The organism is Pseudomonas sp. AP42 (assembly GCF_001728935.1).
Lineage (GTDB): Bacteria > Pseudomonadota > Gammaproteobacteria > Pseudomonadales > Pseudomonadaceae > Aquipseudomonas > Aquipseudomonas lactis.
In genome coordinates this window covers 57775-74071 of record NZ_LYSO01000002.1, presented here as the reverse complement: position 1 = coordinate 74071, position 16297 = coordinate 57775, and the positions used below count along the sequence as shown (strand labels likewise).

21 protein-coding genes are annotated in these 16297 nt (G+C 59.7%); 10 read left to right on the top strand and 11 right to left on the bottom strand.

Annotated features, from left to right (window positions below; genetic code table 11):
• Nucleotides 1-57 precede the first annotated feature (57 nt).
• Entirely contained in the window at nt 58-264 is a 207-nt protein-coding gene (locus A7K61_RS01420; protein WP_047711348.1) for a hypothetical protein, read from the top strand.
• A gap of 34 nt (nt 265-298) precedes the next feature.
• On the opposite strand, the gene A7K61_RS01415 is transcribed toward A7K61_RS01420, so the two are convergent.
• The 7 genes from A7K61_RS01415 to A7K61_RS01385 are packed head-to-tail and all read right to left on the bottom strand — an operon-like array spanning nt 299 to nt 7268.
• Complete coding sequence (locus tag A7K61_RS01415; protein WP_032896207.1) at nt 299-1327, bottom strand: nucleoside hydrolase; 1029 nt, start codon at nt 1325-1327, stop codon at nt 299-301.
• A 28-nt stretch (nt 1328-1355) separates the two neighbouring features.
• Nucleotides 1356-1760, bottom strand: a complete 405-nt coding sequence (gene rbsD, locus A7K61_RS01410) for a D-ribose pyranase (RefSeq protein WP_047711349.1) — start codon at nt 1758-1760, stop codon at nt 1356-1358.
• Nucleotides 1757-2674 carry a ribokinase gene (gene rbsK, locus A7K61_RS01405; RefSeq protein ID WP_069556783.1) on the bottom strand — a complete coding sequence of 306 codons (918 nt, stop codon included), beginning with the start codon at nt 2672-2674 and terminating at the stop codon, nt 1757-1759. The genes rbsD and rbsK overlap by 4 nt, the downstream gene beginning before the upstream one ends.
• A gap of 23 nt (nt 2675-2697) precedes the next feature.
• On the bottom strand, nt 2698-3720 hold the full coding sequence (locus tag A7K61_RS01400; protein ID WP_003192500.1) for a LacI family DNA-binding transcriptional regulator: 1023 nt from the start codon (nt 3718-3720) through the stop codon (nt 2698-2700).
• A gap of 3 nt (nt 3721-3723) precedes the next feature.
• On the bottom strand, nt 3724-4701 hold the full coding sequence (locus A7K61_RS01395) for an ABC transporter permease (protein ID WP_044275169.1): 978 nt from the start codon (nt 4699-4701) through the stop codon (nt 3724-3726).
• Nucleotides 4698-6251: a sugar ABC transporter ATP-binding protein gene (locus A7K61_RS01390; protein ID WP_032896204.1), complete on the bottom strand. Its 1554-nt coding sequence runs from the start codon at nt 6249-6251 to the stop codon at nt 4698-4700. The genes A7K61_RS01395 and A7K61_RS01390 overlap by 4 nt, the downstream gene beginning before the upstream one ends.
• 57 nt (nt 6252-6308) lie before the next feature.
• Complete coding sequence (locus A7K61_RS01385; protein ID WP_044275171.1) at nt 6309-7268, bottom strand: sugar ABC transporter substrate-binding protein; 960 nt, start codon at nt 7266-7268, stop codon at nt 6309-6311.
• A gap of 565 nt (nt 7269-7833) precedes the next feature.
• Here A7K61_RS01385 and A7K61_RS01380 point away from each other — a divergent pair.
• The 3 genes from A7K61_RS01380 to A7K61_RS01370 all read left to right on the top strand — a co-directional run bounded on the left by A7K61_RS01380 (nt 7834) and on the right by A7K61_RS01370 (nt 10111).
• Nucleotides 7834-8922, top strand: coding sequence for an asparaginase (locus A7K61_RS01380; RefSeq protein ID WP_032896200.1), 1089 nt, complete (start codon nt 7834-7836; stop codon nt 8920-8922).
• 243 nt (nt 8923-9165) lie between these two features.
• Nucleotides 9166-9417 carry a DUF1654 domain-containing protein gene (locus A7K61_RS01375; protein WP_044275172.1) on the top strand — a complete coding sequence of 84 codons (252 nt, stop codon included), beginning with the start codon at nt 9166-9168 and terminating at the stop codon, nt 9415-9417.
• A 4-nt stretch (nt 9418-9421) separates the two neighbouring features.
• Nucleotides 9422-10111, top strand: a complete 690-nt coding sequence (locus tag A7K61_RS01370) for an endonuclease (RefSeq protein ID WP_003192508.1) — start codon at nt 9422-9424, stop codon at nt 10109-10111.
• Nucleotides 10112-10143: 32 nt separating this feature from the next.
• On the opposite strand, the gene A7K61_RS01365 is transcribed toward A7K61_RS01370, so the two are convergent.
• Nucleotides 10144-10509: an SPOR domain-containing protein gene (locus A7K61_RS01365; protein WP_044275175.1), complete on the bottom strand. Its 366-nt coding sequence runs from the start codon at nt 10507-10509 to the stop codon at nt 10144-10146.
• A gap of 263 nt (nt 10510-10772) precedes the next feature.
• Here A7K61_RS01365 and csrA point away from each other — a divergent pair, with 263 nt between their 5' ends.
• The 3 genes from csrA (at nt 10773) to A7K61_RS01350 (ending at nt 11833) form a co-directional block, all read left to right on the top strand.
• Entirely contained in the window at nt 10773-10967 is a 195-nt protein-coding gene (gene csrA, locus A7K61_RS01360) for a carbon storage regulator CsrA (protein ID WP_003192511.1), read from the top strand.
• A gap of 210 nt (nt 10968-11177) precedes the next feature.
• Complete coding sequence (locus A7K61_RS01355) at nt 11178-11438, top strand: hypothetical protein (protein WP_047711352.1); 261 nt, start codon at nt 11178-11180, stop codon at nt 11436-11438.
• Between the two features lie 98 nt (nt 11439-11536).
• Nucleotides 11537-11833: a hypothetical protein gene (locus A7K61_RS01350; RefSeq protein ID WP_047711353.1), complete on the top strand. Its 297-nt coding sequence runs from the start codon at nt 11537-11539 to the stop codon at nt 11831-11833.
• 20 nt (nt 11834-11853) lie between these two features.
• Here A7K61_RS01350 and A7K61_RS01345 read toward each other — a convergent pair whose 3' ends face one another.
• Nucleotides 11854-12474, bottom strand: a complete 621-nt coding sequence (locus tag A7K61_RS01345) for an HAD-IA family hydrolase (protein WP_153474734.1) — start codon at nt 12472-12474, stop codon at nt 11854-11856.
• 253 nt (nt 12475-12727) lie between these two features.
• Between A7K61_RS01345 and A7K61_RS01340 the strand changes: the two genes are divergently transcribed.
• Genes A7K61_RS01340 through A7K61_RS01330 form a run of 3 tightly spaced genes read left to right on the top strand, consistent with a single transcriptional unit; the run spans nt 12728 to nt 15099 of the window.
• Nucleotides 12728-12988: a DUF2790 domain-containing protein gene (locus A7K61_RS01340; protein WP_044275182.1), complete on the top strand. Its 261-nt coding sequence runs from the start codon at nt 12728-12730 to the stop codon at nt 12986-12988.
• A 42-nt stretch (nt 12989-13030) separates the two neighbouring features.
• Nucleotides 13031-13702, top strand: coding sequence for a heavy metal response regulator transcription factor (locus tag A7K61_RS01335; protein WP_044275184.1), 672 nt, complete (start codon nt 13031-13033; stop codon nt 13700-13702).
• Nucleotides 13699-15099 carry a heavy metal sensor histidine kinase gene (locus A7K61_RS01330; RefSeq protein WP_069556781.1) on the top strand — a complete coding sequence of 467 codons (1401 nt, stop codon included), beginning with the start codon at nt 13699-13701 and terminating at the stop codon, nt 15097-15099. Before A7K61_RS01335 ends, A7K61_RS01330 begins: the two co-directional genes overlap by 4 nt.
• A 12-nt stretch (nt 15100-15111) precedes the next feature.
• Here the strand turns inward: A7K61_RS01330 and A7K61_RS01325 are convergent, their stop codons facing one another.
• Nucleotides 15112-15603: an anti-virulence regulator CigR family protein gene (locus tag A7K61_RS01325; protein WP_032896178.1), complete on the bottom strand. Its 492-nt coding sequence runs from the start codon at nt 15601-15603 to the stop codon at nt 15112-15114.
• 63 nt (nt 15604-15666) lie between these two features.
• Nucleotides 15667-16296, bottom strand: coding sequence for a pyroglutamyl-peptidase I (gene pcp, locus A7K61_RS01320; RefSeq protein ID WP_069556780.1), 630 nt, complete (start codon nt 16294-16296; stop codon nt 15667-15669).
• Nucleotide 16297: the final 1 nt, after the last annotated feature.

Below are 16297 nucleotides of genomic sequence, written 5' to 3'. Positions count from 1 at the left end.
CCCCTCTGGAACAGCGTTCCAGTGCACTGCCCCGCATTTTCAGCCCGTGAGATTTCCATGACCACCGTAACGCTTCAAGCCGACATCAAAGCCAAGTGGCCCCAAGGGCAAAGTTCCTACAGCCCCGGAAGCCCGGAAGAACTGGCGATCATTGGTATCGACCTGCTGGTCAAGGAACTGGGCACCCAGGCGGCGCAAGCGTTCATCGGCCAGATATTCGAGAAATACCCGGTCGATTACGGGGGCGCCCAAGGGCGCGAATAAGAACCGGACGACGAGCGCCGCCCGGTAAAATACCTTACTTCAGACGTGCCAGGCGCTCGGTCAGCAGATCGAAGAAGCCCTGGGCGTCGCCATTCTCAACCCAGAACACATTCTTGGGCTGCTTGAGGCCGTCGTACCAATCGACGATGGTCTGGCCGAAGGTCGGGCCTTCGCGGCTGTCGACCACCATATTGGCCTCACGACCGCTGAACAGCGAAGGCTTGAGCAGGTACGCCACCACGGTAGCGTCGTGGACCGGGCCACCGGGAATGCCGTAGTGCTCCATATCGCCTTTGACGTACTCATTCAGAATACTGCTGACGACCTTGCTCGCGTTGTTGTTCAGGTCGGCAATTTTCTTCAGGCGGGCGTCGCTGGTGAGGACTTTATGGGTCACGTCCAACGGCAGGTAGGTCAACTTCACACCGCTTTTGAGCACGATCTCCGCCGCCACCGGATCGGCGAACAGGTTGAACTCAGCCACTGGGGTGATATTGCCGCCGTTGAAGTGGGCGCCGCCCATCACGACCACTTCCTTGATGCCCTGGGTGATTTCGGGCGCTTGAGTCAGTGCCAGTGCCAGGTTGGTCTGCGGGCCGAGCATGGCGATGGTGATGCTGTGCGGCTTGGCGCTGCTCAGGGTTTTGATCAGGTAGTCGACGGCATTGCCTTCGGCCAGGCCTTTTTTCGGCTCATGCACCGTGACGCCCGAGATGCCTTCCTTGCCATGGATATTCTCGGCGTAGATCGGTTTGCGCAGCAGCGGCGCTGGCGCACCGGCGTACACCGGGATGTCCTCGCGCCCTGCCCACTCACGCGCCAGGCGCGCGTTGCGCGAGGTCTTGTCCAGGCGCACATTGCCGGCCACGGTGGTCAGCGCACGAATGCTCAACTCCTGCGGCGAAGCCATGGCAAACAGCAAGGCCACCACATCGTCGGCACCCGGGTCGGTGTCGATGATCAGGTCGATTTTTTCCGCCGCTTGGGCGCTTGCAGCAGTGAGCGCGGACAAAAGCAGAACACTCCGGAACAGGTTTTTCAGGGTAGGTAGACCACGTTGCATAAAGCACTCCTTGTCATTGGGGGGGACGCTAGAACGTTACGCCGGACACCAGCGCGATATTGCAGTACGGCTGGCACTCGCCAGTGCGCACCACGGCGCGGGCATTGCGGCTCAATTGCTTGAATTGGTCATGGCTGAGCAGGCGTCTTTCGCCCAATGCAGCCTGCTCAGTGAGCGCATTTAGCGAAGTCAGCGCGGGCGGTTGCTTCAGCAGGATCTCTTCTGCCAGAACATGGCTTTCCACCTGCATTTCGCTAAGCACGATGCGCAAGGTGCTGATGAAGTCCGGGATGCCCTGGGTCAGTGCCAGGTCGATCAATTCGACGCCGGGAGGCACCGGCAAGCCGGCATCGCCGATGACCAGGATGTCGCCGTGGCCCAGGGACGCGATCACGCGCGACAGGGCGATATTCAGCAAAGGTGTCTTTTTCATGCGGGCACAAAACCTTGTACGTCGTGCAGCGTAGGAATGGAAGGCTGAGCGCCGGCGCGGGTCACTGACAACGCGGCCGCCACCTGGCCAAAACGGATCGCCTGGGCTTCGCTCTTGCCCGCGGCCAGCGCGGCGGCAAAGCCACCGACAAAGGTATCGCCAGCAGCGGTGGTATCCACCGCTTTGACCTTCGGCGCCACCAGGTGCTCAAAGCCCTTGCCGTCGGCAAACAGCGCGCCCTGGGCGCCCAGGGTGATGATGACCTTGCCAGCACCCGCCCTGATCAGCGCGGTCGCGGCGACCTTGGCGCTGTCGAGGGAGTCGACCGTCACGCCGCTTAGAGCGCTGGCCTCGCTTTCATTGGGGATCAGATAATCGATCGAGGCATACCAATCAGCGGGCAACGGTCCGCTTGCCGGGGCCGGATTGAGGATGACCGTCTTGCCCAGCTCGCGACCCCGCTTGAGCGCATACCCAACGGTCTCCATTGGCACCTCAAGCTGACAGATGATCACGTCGGCCGTCTGCAGCACAGCGTCGCACGTTCGCAGCGACGCAGGCGTCAACTCACCGTTGCTGCCGGCCACAATGACAATGGCGTTCTGGCTGCTGTCATCGACCACGATCAACGCCACACCGCTGGAGCCCTCCACCGTGCTGACTGCCTGGCAATCGATCCCTTCCACCAGCAGCGCATCGCGCAATTGGCTGCCGTAGGCGTCGGTACCGATGCACCCCACCATTGCGACACTGGCGCCCAGGCGTGCCGAGGCGACGGCCTGGTTGGCGCCCTTGCCACCGGGCACAGTGGAGAACGTCTGGCCGATCAGGGTTTCACCGGCACGCGGCAAGCGACTGGCGCGGGTGACCAGGTCCATGTTCAAGCTGCCTATTACCACTACTTTTGCTGGCATACATCAGTACTCATCAATTCGGTTCAGCGGTATTGGGCGAACACATCAGCCAATGGCGCGGTCGACTCACGCAAAACAATACTGGGCGTCACGATACGTTGATCGATCGGCAGTTGGGGTGTTGCTATTCGTTGCAGTAATAATTCGGCCGCAGTCTCGCCTAACTGCAGGATCGACTGGCCGACCGTTGTCAGCGCCGGGTAGACGTAGCGCCCCATCTGAATGTCATCGAAACCGATGACCGACAGCTCGCCCGGCACCCGCACATTGCGCTCGGCGGCGGCGCGCAGCACGCCAAACCCGATCATATCGTTGCTGGCGAAAATCGCGCTGGGCGGGTGTTGCGATAATAACTGTACGGCTGCGGCATACCCGCCCGTGCTGGTGAAATCGCTTTCCAGGGTACGACTGGCCAACACCTCGATGCCCGCCTCGCGCAATGCACGCTGGTAACCCGCCAGGCGCATCTGCGCCACGCGGGTATGCCCCGGGCCGCCGATACAGGCGATGTCGCGGTGGCCCAATTCCAACAAGTGCCGGGTCGCCAGGTAAGCGCCCTCCTCGTGATCGATGCGCACCAGGTCCACATCAATCCCATCCAGCGCCCGGTCGACAATCACCATGGGCGTGCGCACTGCACTCAAGCCCGCGGCAAGGCCACTGTCATCGCCACCCACGGAGGTCACGATCAAGCCGTCGACGCGTTTTTCCAGCAACACGCGCAAGTAACTGCGCTGTTTCTCTGCGTCGTCATCCGAGTTGCAAAGGATCACGCAATAGCCATTACGCTCGCAGTAATCCTCGATACCCCGGGCCAGTTCAGCAAAATACGGGTTGAGGCTGTTGGGCACCAGCAGGCCGATGGTCGCCGTGGTCTTGGCCTTGAGCGAGCGTGCGACGGCACTGGGCACGTAGTCCAACTGCTTGATCGCCGCCTCGACCTTGATGCGTACCGGCTCGCTCACCGGGCGCGTCTTGTTCACCACATGGGACACGGTGGTGTAGGAAATACCTGCAAGCGCTGCCACATCTTTGATCGTTGCCATGGTTCAGCCCCGCCGACTGGCGCGCTGGCTGCGGTAAGTGTCGAGGACCACGGCAATCACGATCACAGCACCGGTAATGATGCGTTTAGTCGGCTCCGTCGCACCGATCTGCGCCAGCCCAGCCGCCAAGACCGAAATGATCAACACGCCGAAGAACGTGCTGATGACCGAACCACGCCCGCCCATCAGGCTGGTGCCACCGATCACCACGGCAGCGATCACTTGCAGCTCCAGGCCCGAACCGGCATTCGGGTCCGCCGCTTCCAGGCGCGAAATCTGAAACAGCGCCGCCACACCGGCCAACAGGCCCATCAGGCTGAACACCAGGATCTTGTAAGGCTTGGGATTGATACCTGCCAGGCGCACCGCTTCTTCGTTGGTGCCGATGCCGATCAGGTAACGGCCGAAGACCGTACGGGTCAGTACCAATTGGGCGGCGATGATCACCAGCAGCGCGATGATAAACGACGGGGAAATACCGAAGGCAATCGGGTTGGACAGCCAGGCAAACGAGTCACCGATATAAGCGGTGCGCGAGCCCGTCATCTGGTAGGCCACGCCGCGGGCCATCTCCAGCACGCCGAGGGATACGATAAATGACGGAATGCGCCAGGCCACCGTGATGGAACCGGTGATAGTGCCGGCCAACGCCGCGCAGCCCATGCCCAACAGAGCAGCGGGCAACACGCTCCAGCCCCAGCCCAGGATCGCCACGCTGACTGCCGAGGCCGCCAATGCCAGTACCGAGCCCACGGACAGGTCGATGCCGCCAATGATCAGGATGAAGGTCATGCCCACCGCCAGCACCATCAGGTCCGGGATCTGGTTGGCCAGGGTGCTGAAGGTGTCATAGGACAGGAAGTGATCGCTGAGCACCGAGAACAGCGCAATCATCGCCAGCAACGCACCCGCCAGCCCCAGGTAGGTACCCAGGCCATAGAAGTTGCCGCCAGTTTTACCAGGGGAAATGTTTGTTTTCATGGGGTATTCCTAGGCGCTGCTTCGTTGAGCAGCGCATCACGTTTCTGATAGCCGGCAAAGGCGGCGGCGAGCAATTCGTCCTGGGTCCAGCTGTCACGCTCAAAGGTCTCGATCAGGCGCCCGGCAGACAACACACCAATGCGGTCACAGATCAGCATCAGCTCACGCAGGTCACTGGACACCACCACCAGCGCTTTGCCCTGGCGGGTCAGTTCACCGAGCAAGGCATAGATGTCGAACTTGGCACCGACGTCGATGCCGCGGGTGGGCTCATCAAAGAGCATCACCGCGCAATCGCGCTCCAGCCAGCGGCCAATCACCACCTTTTGCTGGTTACCACCCGATAGCTCGGACACCAGTTGTGTCGGGCTGGAACTGCGGATACGCATGGCATCGATCTGGCGCTTGGCCAGAGCAGTTTCATTGCGGCTGTTGACGACGCCACCGCCGGAAATTTCCGGCATGTTGCCCAGGGCGATGTTGGCGCTGATGGATTGGGTCAGCAGCAGACCCTCACCCTTGCGGTCTTCTGTGATCAAGGCAATACCATGACCGACTGCGTCAACCGGAGAGCGAATACTCACCACCTTGGCCGGCGAACCCAAGGCCACGGTGCCGCTGTCGGCCGGGTCGGCGCCGAAGATCAGGCGCAGCAATTCGGTGCGGCCGGCGCCGATCAGGCCGGAAATGCCATAGATTTCACCGGCGCGCACTTCAAAGGACACATCGCGAACCTTGTCCGAACGGGTCAGGCCCGTCACCGTCAAGGCCGGGCCACCGATGGTGCGCGGGCCCAGGTCGATGTGTTCGCCCAGTTCGCGACCGACCATCAAGGTCACCAACTGCTCACTGTTGTAATTGGCCATCGGCTCGACGCAGACCAGCTTGCCGTCGCGCAATACCGCAATGCGCTGGGCGACACGGGCCAGCTCTTCGAGCCGGTGCGAAATATAAATGATCGCCACGCCTCGGGCCTGCAGGCGGGTGATTTGTTCGAACAGCATCTCGACTTCACGGGCGGTGAGCATCGCCGTGGGCTCATCGAGGATCAGTACATGGCAGTCGCCGATCAGGTTACGGGCAATCTCGACCATCTGCTGGTGACCAATGCCCAGGCTGCCCACCAGCGTGTCCGGGTCGATCGCGTCCAGGCCGACTTGGGCCATGGCTTCGATCGCGGCCTTGCGCAGTTGTTTGCGGCTGATCCAGCCACAGCGGCTTGGCAGGTTATCCAGGAACAGGTTCTCAGCCACGGTCAGCGTCGGCAGCAGGTTGAGCTCCTGCATGACCATGCGCACGCCCAAGGCTTCGGCCTGGGTGCGGCTGGCGGGGGCGTAATCCTGACCGTTGAATTGCATGTGCCCGGTGGTGGGCGTGACCAGGCCGCCGATGATCTTCGACAAGGTACTTTTGCCTGCGCCGTTTTCACCGGTCAGCGCCAACACTTCCCCGCGATTGAGCGTCAGGGTGATGTCGGACAGAACCGGTTGGGCATAGGTCTTACCGATACCGCTGACCGAGAGGACAGCGTTCGGGGCGGAAGATGACATAGGAAAATCTCCAGGCGCCCGCTCAGGACGAGCGGGCGCTGTTGGGTACTGCCAGGATTACTGCTTGATGACGAGTTCGACCGGGGTTTCGATCACGCCATCTTTGGCATCGACTTTCTCACCCTTGACCAGCTTCAGCGCGTTCTGGATACCGAACACGGCTTGCTGGGCGGCGGCCTGGTCAGCGGTGGCCAACACGCGGCCGTCCTTGAGCATTGGCTTGATCGCGTCAATGTTGTCGTAACCCACCACCAACACCTTGCCGGCCTTGCCTGCCGCACGCACGGCGGAAACAGCGCCCAGAGCCATGTTGTCGTTACCGGCCAACAGCGCCTTGATATCTGGCGTTTCGCTCAGCATCGCTGCCGCGATCTTGTTGCCCTGGTCGATTTCCCAGTTACCGGATTGGGTGGAAACAATCTTCATGCCCGCCGCGTCCATCGCATCCTTGAAGCCTGCGGTGCGCTGCTGGGCATTGGTGGTAGTGGGTACGCCCTCGATGATGCCGACCTTGTCACCGGCGGCCAGTTGCTTGGCCAGGTAGTCGCCCACCAGTTTGGAGCCTTTGCGGTTATCCGGGCCCACGAACGGGATATCGAGGTTTTTGCTTTTGAGGACATCCGGGTCCAGGCGGTTGTCGATGTTGACGACTTTGATACCGGCATCGGAAGCTTTCTTCAGCACACTGGCGAGTGCCTTGGAGTCGGCGGGAGCGATGACAAGCGCATCGACCTTGGCGTTGATCATTTCGTTGACGATGGCGATCTGCGCGCTGGTATCGGTCTCGTTCTTGATGCCGTTGGAGATCAACTTGAATTCTGTAGGATGCGCTTTCTGGTAGTCCTTCGCACCGTCGGTCATGGTGACAAAAAACTCATTGGCAAGGGACTTCATCACCAAACCCACGGTAGGCGTTTTGGCAGCGTCATCGGCAAATGCAGAAGAGAGAGGCAAAGCGGCGGATGCGGCAGCAAGCACAGCAACAGCAAGAAGACGTCCAGCAAATGGCAGCTTCATGGGTTCACTCCGATCTTATGATTATTGTGAGCAACGCTTGCACCGAAGACCCCTTCGGCAGCCCTCCCACCTGGGCGGCTGATACGAGCTGTGACGATGTGCCAAGGGCGCAGTGAAACATCTCGCAAACGTTTGCGTTGAGCAAACTATGAGAACCTTGTCGAGATTTGTCAACGGTAGCAGCAAGCCTTTCATGGGCGCCCTCAAAGCTCACACTTTAGCTACTGACCGCTGATACGTTTAAGCAAATTCGCCCTGCCTGACCGTTCTCTGAAACGACAGACTGTGCGGCGAATGCTCACACAGGGTGCCCGGACAAATCGTGAAGGCTTTCGGACAACCGAACACCACAGCCCTTCTCGTTCGGAAAGCCGGACAGCGCCGCACCCCATCAAACCGAAATATTACTTTAAGTTGTTTTAAATCAATAAGTTAATTTAAAAAAACCAACATGCTCAGCCTGGTACAAATCCTGCTCTTTCTCAGCACCTCGCGGCGTTCAGAACCGCCCGGGTGTTCTAGATGAACCTGCTACAGCACTCATCAAAAACCAGAGAGAAAAATAATGAAATCTGCATTGAAGAACGTTATTCCGGGCGCCCTGGCCCTTCTGCTGCTGTTCCCCGTTGCCGCCCAGGCAAAGGAAGTTGAAAGCAAGACCAAACTGTCCAACGTGGTCATCCTCGCCACCGGCGGTACCATCGCTGGCGCTGGCGCCAGTGCGGCCAACAGTGCCACTTACCAAGCGGCCAAAGTCGGCATCGAACAACTGATCGCCGGCGTTCCTGAGCTTAGCCAGATCGCCAACGTTCGCGGCGAACAAGTGATGCAAATTGCGTCGGAAAGCATCAACAACGAAAACCTGCTGCAACTGGGTCGCCGTGTCGCCGAACTGGCCGACAACAAGGACGTGGATGGCATCGTGATCACCCACGGCACCGATACCCTTGAAGAAACCGCCTACTTCCTGAACCTGGTAGAAAAAACCGACAAGCCTATCGTGGTGGTCGGCTCCATGCGCCCAGGCACCGCGATGTCGGCAGACGGCATGCTCAACCTGTACAACGCTGTTGCGGTCGCGGGTAGCAAGGAAGCCCGCGGCAAAGGCGTGCTGGTGACCATGAACGACGAGATCCAATCGGGTCGCGACGTCAGCAAGATGATCAACATCAAAACCGAAGCCTTCAAGAGCCCATGGGGCCCAATGGGCATGGTCGTTGAAGGAAAATCCTACTGGTTCCGCCTGCCGGCCAAGCGTCACACCATGGATTCTGAGTTCGACATCAAAACCATCAAAAGCCTGCCTGACGTTGAAATTGCCTACGGCTACGGCAACGTGAGCGACACCGCCTACAAAGCACTGGCCCAAGCGGGTGCCAAAGCGATCATTCACGCCGGTACCGGCAATGGCTCGGTATCGTCCAAGGTCGTTCCAGCGCTGGTGGAACTGCGTAAACAAGGCGTGCAGATCATTCGCTCTTCCCACGTCAACGCCGGTGGCATGGTTCTGCGTAACGCCGAACAGCCAGACGACAAATACGACTGGGTCGCCGCCCTTGACCTGAACCCGCAGAAAGCCCGCATCCTGGCGATGGTCGCCCTGACCAAGACCCAGGACAGCAAGGAACTGCAACGGATCTTCTGGGAGTACTGATCCCTGCTGATTCACCCGTAGGAGCGAGCTTGCTCGCGAAAAACTTGATAGCGCCGCGTTAAGTCAGGCTTTACGCGTTATCGTTAACGTTCTTCGCGAGCAAGCTCGCTCCTACAATTGCTGCCCGCCCTTCTCAACAAACTTCCTGATTCGCTGTCAGACGAACTTCTTGAAATTTAAGCAGTTGCGAAATTGCCTACAGTTAAATACTGTATGTGCGTACAGCCAATTAAGGAACACCCTGTGGCAAAGCCCTCTTCCGCAGCATCTACCACGCCTGACGCCTACCAGCGCCTGGCTATCCGCGTGCAAAAAATCATCAACTCAACCAACGCGCAGAAAGCCAAGGCCGCGCTGATCTTCCGTTTACCCGATGAACCGGAGAACGATTGGCAACGTTTACTGGAAGAGATTGCGGAAAACGACAACGTCACCCTCGCTTATCGAGATGACGGTGGCGTGCAGATTTTCTGGGTTGTGCCGAAGGAAGATTGATTCAATGAGTGCCCGTTTTATTGCTGTGTGCTGTCTGTTTTTTACCGTCACCGCCAACGCCCAGGCCCCTCGAACCTTCAGCGAAGCCAAGAAAATCGCCTGGAAGCTCTACGCGCCGCAATCCACTGAATTCTATTGCGGCTGCAAATACACCGGTAATCGGGTGAACCTGAAAGCCTGCGGTTACATACCGCGTAAAAACGCCAACCGCGCCGCGCGCATTGAGTGGGAACACATCGTGCCGGCCTGGCAAATTGGGCATCTGCGTCAATGCTGGCAAAATGGCGGGCGAAAAAACTGCACGCGCCATGATGAGGTGTTCAAGCGCGCCGAGGCCGACCTGCACAACCTGGTGCCGAGCATCGGTGAAGTGAACGGCGACCGTAACAACTTCAGCTTTGGCTGGCTGCCGGTGCAAAGCGGGCAGTACGGCTCATGCCTGACCCAGGTGGACTTCAAGGCGAAGAAGGTCATGCCGCGCCCGTCCATTCGCGGAATGATCGCGCGCACGTATTTTTATATGAGCAAGCAATACGGCCTGCGCCTGTCGAAGCAGGACCGGCAATTGTATGAGGCCTGGAACAAGACCTACCCGGTGCAAACCTGGGAGCGCCAGCGCAACCAGACCGTGGCTTGCGTGATGGGGCGGGGTAATGAGTTCGTCGGCCCGGTCAACCTCAAGGCCTGCGGCTGAACGTGGGCGGGGGGGCCCGCCCAACTGGCCTGCTACTGCGCTGCCTTGTGTTCGATAATCTCCGACACCGTGTCGTTTTTCTTGGCCCGCGCCATTTTCTCGTTTAGCAGCGCCTGCTTGGCCTCGGCCTCGGCTTTGGTCGCGAACGGCCCCAAAAGCACCTCATCCTTGCCGTCGACTTTCACGATATAGAAATTGAACCCGTGTTCCAGCAACCAGGCGGTCAGGTCGGTGATCGCCTGCAACTTGTGGTCCGGCGGGCCGACCCGGATATCCCATTCCTGGGCGGCAATCGCACCGGCTTGCGGCAGGCTTTCGGTCACGGCAGGCTTGGCCTTGGGGGTATCGACCGACTTACCTTCACCGCATCCGGCCAACGCCAACACCACAATTGCCATCGCTACTTTACGCACTGCCCTGCTCCTTTGAGGATCAAAGAGGCAACTTTACCATTCACTGTCTATTCTGGCCGTCATAAACGTTGGCTTAAACAATGCGAATCATGTATCGCGACCTGTATGATACCGCCATGGGAATTAATGTCGCCTCTACGCGTCCTAAAAGAGGCAGTCACAGGGAAGCGCTTCGCAGTAAGCTACACACATCCGACACCTGCCCTGTCTGAAACATGTGTCCTTAAAAGTAATTCAAGGAGAAGTCCATGCTTATACTCACCCGCAAAGTCGGTGAAAGCATAAACATCGGTGATGACATTACGATCACCATCCTGGGCGTTAGCGGCCAGCAAGTACGAATCGGCATCAACGCCCCTAAGGATGTTGCCGTGCATCGCGAAGAGATTTACCAACGTATCCAGGCCGGCCTGACTGCACCCGACAAAAACCAGACGCCTTGAAACGCCTCCAGTAGCCAGCCTTTTCGTTCACTGTAACGGCTGGCGAAAACCCAATTGGCCTGTTCGCGTACCCCCGCGTGACCAGCGCGCCTTGAACCTTCCCTTCGTTGCAAGATGAAACTGTCAGGGCATCCGGAACTTGTCGCGCTATTGGCAGCCCAATTTCTGACACTTTATCCTGCCATCCGAGTGCATTTCAGGAACACGTCGATGAGGCCAGCCGCGTCGCAACCCCTTGTTTCAAGATCCTGGATGATTGCCCTGCTGATAGGGCTGGTCTTCGTGGCACTCGGGTGTGGGTTGAGAATGGAAGTTGAAGGGGCCGATCCCGACACCCATTCCTGGGTGGATCTGGCGCTTCTGCTCTGTGGCTACCTGCTTGTGTTCTGCCTCAAGCCCATCCAGAAGGTGATCTTGCGCAAGTTGCGCCAGCGCGCCGCCCATCGCACCCGCGGGAAAGCCGCACGCTGAGCGCTGCTGCCTGCTATCGGATAGCCGGTATTTACAGCGCCGCCGCACCACCTATCATTGGCCTTGCTCTGCGTAGCCAATCAAAGGTGCAAATGCAGATGGACACCCTCAACAAATCCCAAATCGAAAAAGCCTTGGCTGACCGCCTGCCCAGCTACAGAGCTGAGTGCACGCTGCATGCCGACGGCACCCTGTCCGCCGTGCTGACCGGCCCAGAGACCGATCACTTCGCGATTACCGGCATCGTGCGTGCGCACTATCACGGTACAGAAGCCATCAACCGGCTCGCCACCGAGATCCTCAGGGAAATGGTGTTGTCGCGTCAGGGTATGAAAAACAGCCGGCTGCAGGCGTTGTCCGATCCCATCGACAGCCTGGAAGGCCGAAACCGGTAACAGGCTCGGCCTTCCATGTGTCACGGCGCTAACCGACTCAGGGACAGCAAGCCATCAGTCCCACGCTCGGCTTTCAACGCACCGTATTGCTCGATGCAAGCATGGGCCGTCACCATCGGCGCCAAGTGTGTCGAGGTCACCACCATGATATCCGCCCCCGCCGCTTCCCCTGCCTGAATGCCCACTGTGGCGTCCTCGAACACCAGGCAGTCTTGCACCGGCACACCCAGGCGCTGGGCTCCCAGCACATAACAGGCCGGATCAGGCTTACCCGTCTTCACGTCTTCGGCTGTCACCAGTACCGCCGGCACAGGTATGCCCGCCGCTTGCAGCCGGCGCACGGCCAAGGCTTTTGGCGCAGAGGTAACCAACGCCCATTGATCGGCGGGCAGGCTCGCCAAAAACGCCACCGCGCCAGGAACTGCCACGATGCCTTCGACATCGTGCAGCTCAGCCTCGGTGATCCATTGGGCTTCTACCTGTGGATCGACACCCGGCAACGCCTGGCGGGTGATCGTATCAATCGCGCGGGCCCCATGAATGGTGTGCAGAAATGCTTCCACATCCAAGCCATGCCGTGCAGCCCAGATGCCCCAGACGCGCTCCGCAGCGGCAATGGAGTTGAGCAGAGTCCCGTCCATATCGAACAGAAAGGCGCGGTAACGCCGGCTAAATACACTCGGATTTGGACTGGACACTGCGCGGTTTCCTCATGGGCTGGGCCCCTGCAATCTACGGATCACTTAGGCGCTTGTAAACGCCGAGACCTGGCCCGTCAGTTCCGAGGCAAAAATGACGAACTTGTCATGATCCTGTTGGTTGGCTGTTGGGGTCGCCTGGTTACCGTGAGCTCACTGCCAACCCGGTAGCCAACCCGAAACGTGAGACACCACCATGAAACTGATTGCCCTGGGCTTCACCGCTTTGCTCGTCACTGGCTCGGCATTCGCTGCCGACGCCGCCCCTGCCGCCAACGTGATCCACGACAAAACCGGCTTCTTCGTCCACCTGGATGTCGCCAAGGTGCTCTCGAGCACCGACACCTACGGCCAATGCGGGGTTGTGCCGGCGCAACTGCGCTACCTCGACCACCAAAACCGCGTACACGTGCTGGATTATCAAGTCCAGGATACCGGTTGCACCAATGACAATTGATCTGGCTACACTGGCGCAACTTATTGAGGCAGAGCACTTCCCATGAACATCCTTGTAGTCGAAGACGAACCCAAGGCCGGCAATTATCTGCTCAATGGCCTGCAGGAGCTGGGGCATTGCGTGAGCCTGGCCCGCGATGGCGTGGATGGTTTGCACCAGGCCCTGGAGACGCCGTTCGACGTGATCGTACTGGACGTGATGATGCCGAAAATGGATGGCTGGGAAGTGCTGCGCCGCCTGCGCAAAGAAGCCGATACCCCGGTGCTGTTCCTCACCGCCCGCGATGACATCGCCGACCGCATCAAGGGCCTTGAGCTGGGTGCCGACGACTACCTGATCAAGCCCTTTTCGTTCGCCGAGCTGGTGGCGCGCCTGCGTACTCTCAACCGTCGCGGCCCGAGCCGGGATGAAGAACACCTGCAAATCGCCGACTTGCACATTGACGTACTCAAGCGCCGGGTGACCCGCGCCGGCACGCGCATTACCCTGACCAACAAAGAGTTCGCCCTGCTGCATCTGTTCGCCACGCACCAAGACCAGGTGCTGTCCCGCTCGCTGATTGCTTCGCGGGTGTGGGACATGAATTTCGACAGCGACACCAACGTGGTGGACGTCGCCGTGCGCCGCCTGCGCCTGAAAATCGACGACCCGTTCCAACTCAAGCTGATCCACAGCGTGCGGGGCATTGGCTACCGCTTCGATACCCAGCCATGAACCGCGGGCATCCTTACTCCCTGACCCTGCGCCTGGCGCTGATCTTCGCCCTGCTCGCCTTCGCCCTGCTGGCAACCCTGGGCGTGGCGCTGTACCGGGAACTGGAGCGCGAACTGATCCGCCGCGATGACGCCGCGCTGATATCCCGAGTGGATCAGCTACGCAACTTGCTCAACGACAGCAATACCCTGGACCTGATCAAGACCAAGCCAGAGCTGTTCCAGAACATGTTGGGCAACCGCGAATCGGTGCTGAGCATCGCCGCACCCGGCCAGCAGCCGCTGCTACTGGTGAACCCGGGGAACATTGCGCTGCCGTCGATCCAGCCGCTGCCCAAGGATCACCGGCTCATATTGAGCGACGTGCAACATTTACCAGGCCTGAACGGCATTCCCTTCTCGATGGTGGCCGTGGCTATCGACTCCGGCGACCTGGGCAGCCTGCAAATCACCAGCGGCCGGCTGATGACCGAGCGCACCGCGGTGCTCGCCAGTTATCGACTCAGCGTATACATCCTGGCGAGTATCGCCGCGATCATCCTGGCGCTGGTCGGTTACCTACTGGTCCATCGCGGCTTGCTGCCCTTGCGCCGTCTGGCCCGACACGCCCAAGGGATCGGCGTCAGCAACCTGGCCGAACGCCTCGACAGCCACGGCGCACCGAAAGAATTACTGCCCATGATCGACTCGTTCAACACCATGCTTGAGCGCCTGGCCAAAGGTTTTGTACAACTGGGCCAAGTGTCCACCGACATGGCCCATGAACTGCGCACCCCGATCAACAACCTGCTCGGCGAAACCCAGGTGGCCCTGCAGCAGCACCGCAGCATCGAGAGCTATCAGCAACTGCTGGCCTCCAATGTCGAAGAGCTGGAGCGCCTGGCGCGGATGCTCGACAACATGCTGTTCCTGGCCCGCACCGACCCCGCCAGCGCACTGCGCCAACGCCAGGCGCTGGATGCGGCGGATGAAGTGGAACGTATCGCGGATTACTTCGAAGGGCTGGCCGGGGATGTGAACATGCACATCACCGCCCTGGGTGAAGGGGTGATCTGGGCTGAACCGATGTTGCTGCGCCGGGCCTTGGCCAACCTGTGTGCCAACGCCATCAAGTATGGCGCGCCGGGCTCGGAGCTGAGTATCCAGGCAGTGCCGGATGGCGCGGGCATCAACCTGAGGGTCAGCAACCACGGCCAGACGATCCCGGCCAAGCACCTGCCGCGGCTGTTCGAACGGTTTTACCGGGTGGATGAATCCCGCGAGCGCTCGTCCCAGTCCAACGGCCTGGGGCTCTCGATCGTGGCGACCATCATGCAGTTGCATAACGGGCGGTACCGCGTCAGCAGTGAAGACGGCGTGACCTGTTTTGAGTTGTTTTTCCCTGGCCGTGAAGCCTGAGGATGCGGTAACTCAATCAAACGCGCCGTTAAGGACTTCGTAGATGATGCCGGTCGCAATGGTCACCAATATCAAGTCGGTTCCCGCTTGCTGCCACTCGTAACCGTCGTAGCGAGGCAACTGCCCCAGCAAGCGGCCGTCGAGTTTCTTGGCAATACCCGGCGGCAGTGGCTTTCCGCGTGCCAGGTTTTTCTGAATGCCAGGCGGTAAGGCCGGGCCAGGGCGCCAATAATCGCGGTGACCGCCCAACACATTCAGCACACGACCTCGATCAACGCTGAAGTCATTGCTGGAGGGGCCGCCCTTGTCTTTGCCCTTACCTTGCCCACCCTGGGCATTACCTTTGTTATTACCGTGACCTTTGCCGGTGTCCTGCCCACCATAGGCATCACCTTTGTTGTTGCCTTGGCCTTTGCCATTACCTGGATCTGCAAGGGCAAGGCCACTGGTGACGGACAGTGCAAGCGACAACGCAATCGATACGAATTTCGTACGCTTTAGCATGGCGACTTTCCAAGGCGAGGGTGTGCTGGAACTGTAGTTGAAATTGCAACACAGCGTATAGCCTCAGCTGATCTGGCCACCGGCAAGGACGACATCCGCCTGGGTTTGCCAGGCGGCCAACGCCGCAACCCGCAACCCCTCCACGGTCGTCAATAACGCCATCGAAGGCTCGCCCGACTCAGGCAAGCCAGGCACATGAATAAACCCACTGCGCACCCCAGTCCCCGCCAACGCATGCTGCAAGCGGTAAAACACCTGGTTACACACAAACGTCCCCGCCGTCTGCGACACCGAGGCCGCAATGCCCGCGTCACGCACCGCCTTGACCATGCCCTTGATCGGCAACGTCGAGAAGTACGCCGCCGGGCCGCCCTCCACCACTGCGGTATCAATTGGCTGCGCGCCCAGATTGTCGGGAATACGCGCATCGTTAACGTTGATCGCAACGCGCTCGATGGAAATATCACTGCGCCCAGGCCCCAGGCCCGTGGCGATGACCATTGCTGGATGCAGTTCGTTGATCAACTGCAGCAAGGTCTCGGCAGCGGTGGCAAATGCGCAGGGCAAGCAACGCGCAACCATCGTCACGCCCTCGCTCAACGGCACACCGTCCAACTGGCGCACGGCCTCCCAAGAGGGGTTTACCGCCGCCTTATCAAAGGGCTCGAAGCCCGTCAGCAATACGTTTTGCACA

Bases quoted from the DNA above. Each gene is read 5' to 3' on its own strand.
- A7K61_RS01420 (WP_047711348.1), top strand. From the start codon at position 58: ATGACCACCGTAACGCTTCAAGCCGACATCAAAGCCAAGTGGCCCCAA.
- A7K61_RS01415 (WP_032896207.1), bottom strand. From the start codon at position 1,327: ATGCAACGTGGTCTACCTACCCTGAAAAACCTGTTCCGGAGTGTTCTG.
- rbsD (WP_047711349.1), bottom strand. From the start codon at position 1,760: ATGAAAAAGACACCTTTGCTGAATATCGCCCTGTCGCGCGTGATCGCG.
- rbsK (WP_069556783.1), bottom strand. From the start codon at position 2,674: ATGCCAGCAAAAGTAGTGGTAATAGGCAGCTTGAACATGGACCTGGTC.
- A7K61_RS01400 (WP_003192500.1), bottom strand. From the start codon at position 3,720: ATGGCAACGATCAAAGATGTGGCAGCGCTTGCAGGTATTTCCTACACC.
- A7K61_RS01395 (WP_044275169.1), bottom strand. From the start codon at position 4,701: ATGAAAACAAACATTTCCCCTGGTAAAACTGGCGGCAACTTCTATGGC.
- A7K61_RS01390 (WP_032896204.1), bottom strand. From the start codon at position 6,251: ATGTCATCTTCCGCCCCGAACGCTGTCCTCTCGGTCAGCGGTATCGGT.
- A7K61_RS01385 (WP_044275171.1), bottom strand. From the start codon at position 7,268: ATGAAGCTGCCATTTGCTGGACGTCTTCTTGCTGTTGCTGTGCTTGCT.
- A7K61_RS01380 (WP_032896200.1), top strand. From the start codon at position 7,834: ATGAAATCTGCATTGAAGAACGTTATTCCGGGCGCCCTGGCCCTTCTG.
- A7K61_RS01370 (WP_003192508.1), top strand. From the start codon at position 9,422: ATGAGTGCCCGTTTTATTGCTGTGTGCTGTCTGTTTTTTACCGTCACC.
- A7K61_RS01365 (WP_044275175.1), bottom strand. From the start codon at position 10,509: ATGGCAATTGTGGTGTTGGCGTTGGCCGGATGCGGTGAAGGTAAGTCG.
- csrA (WP_003192511.1), top strand. From the start codon at position 10,773: ATGCTTATACTCACCCGCAAAGTCGGTGAAAGCATAAACATCGGTGAT.
- A7K61_RS01355 (WP_047711352.1), top strand. From the start codon at position 11,178: ATGAGGCCAGCCGCGTCGCAACCCCTTGTTTCAAGATCCTGGATGATT.
- A7K61_RS01350 (WP_047711353.1), top strand. From the start codon at position 11,537: ATGGACACCCTCAACAAATCCCAAATCGAAAAAGCCTTGGCTGACCGC.
- A7K61_RS01345 (WP_153474734.1), bottom strand. From the start codon at position 12,474: ATGGACGGGACTCTGCTCAACTCCATTGCCGCTGCGGAGCGCGTCTGG.
- A7K61_RS01340 (WP_044275182.1), top strand. From the start codon at position 12,728: ATGAAACTGATTGCCCTGGGCTTCACCGCTTTGCTCGTCACTGGCTCG.
- A7K61_RS01335 (WP_044275184.1), top strand. From the start codon at position 13,031: ATGAACATCCTTGTAGTCGAAGACGAACCCAAGGCCGGCAATTATCTG.
- A7K61_RS01330 (WP_069556781.1), top strand. From the start codon at position 13,699: ATGAACCGCGGGCATCCTTACTCCCTGACCCTGCGCCTGGCGCTGATC.
- A7K61_RS01325 (WP_032896178.1), bottom strand. From the start codon at position 15,603: ATGCTAAAGCGTACGAAATTCGTATCGATTGCGTTGTCGCTTGCACTG.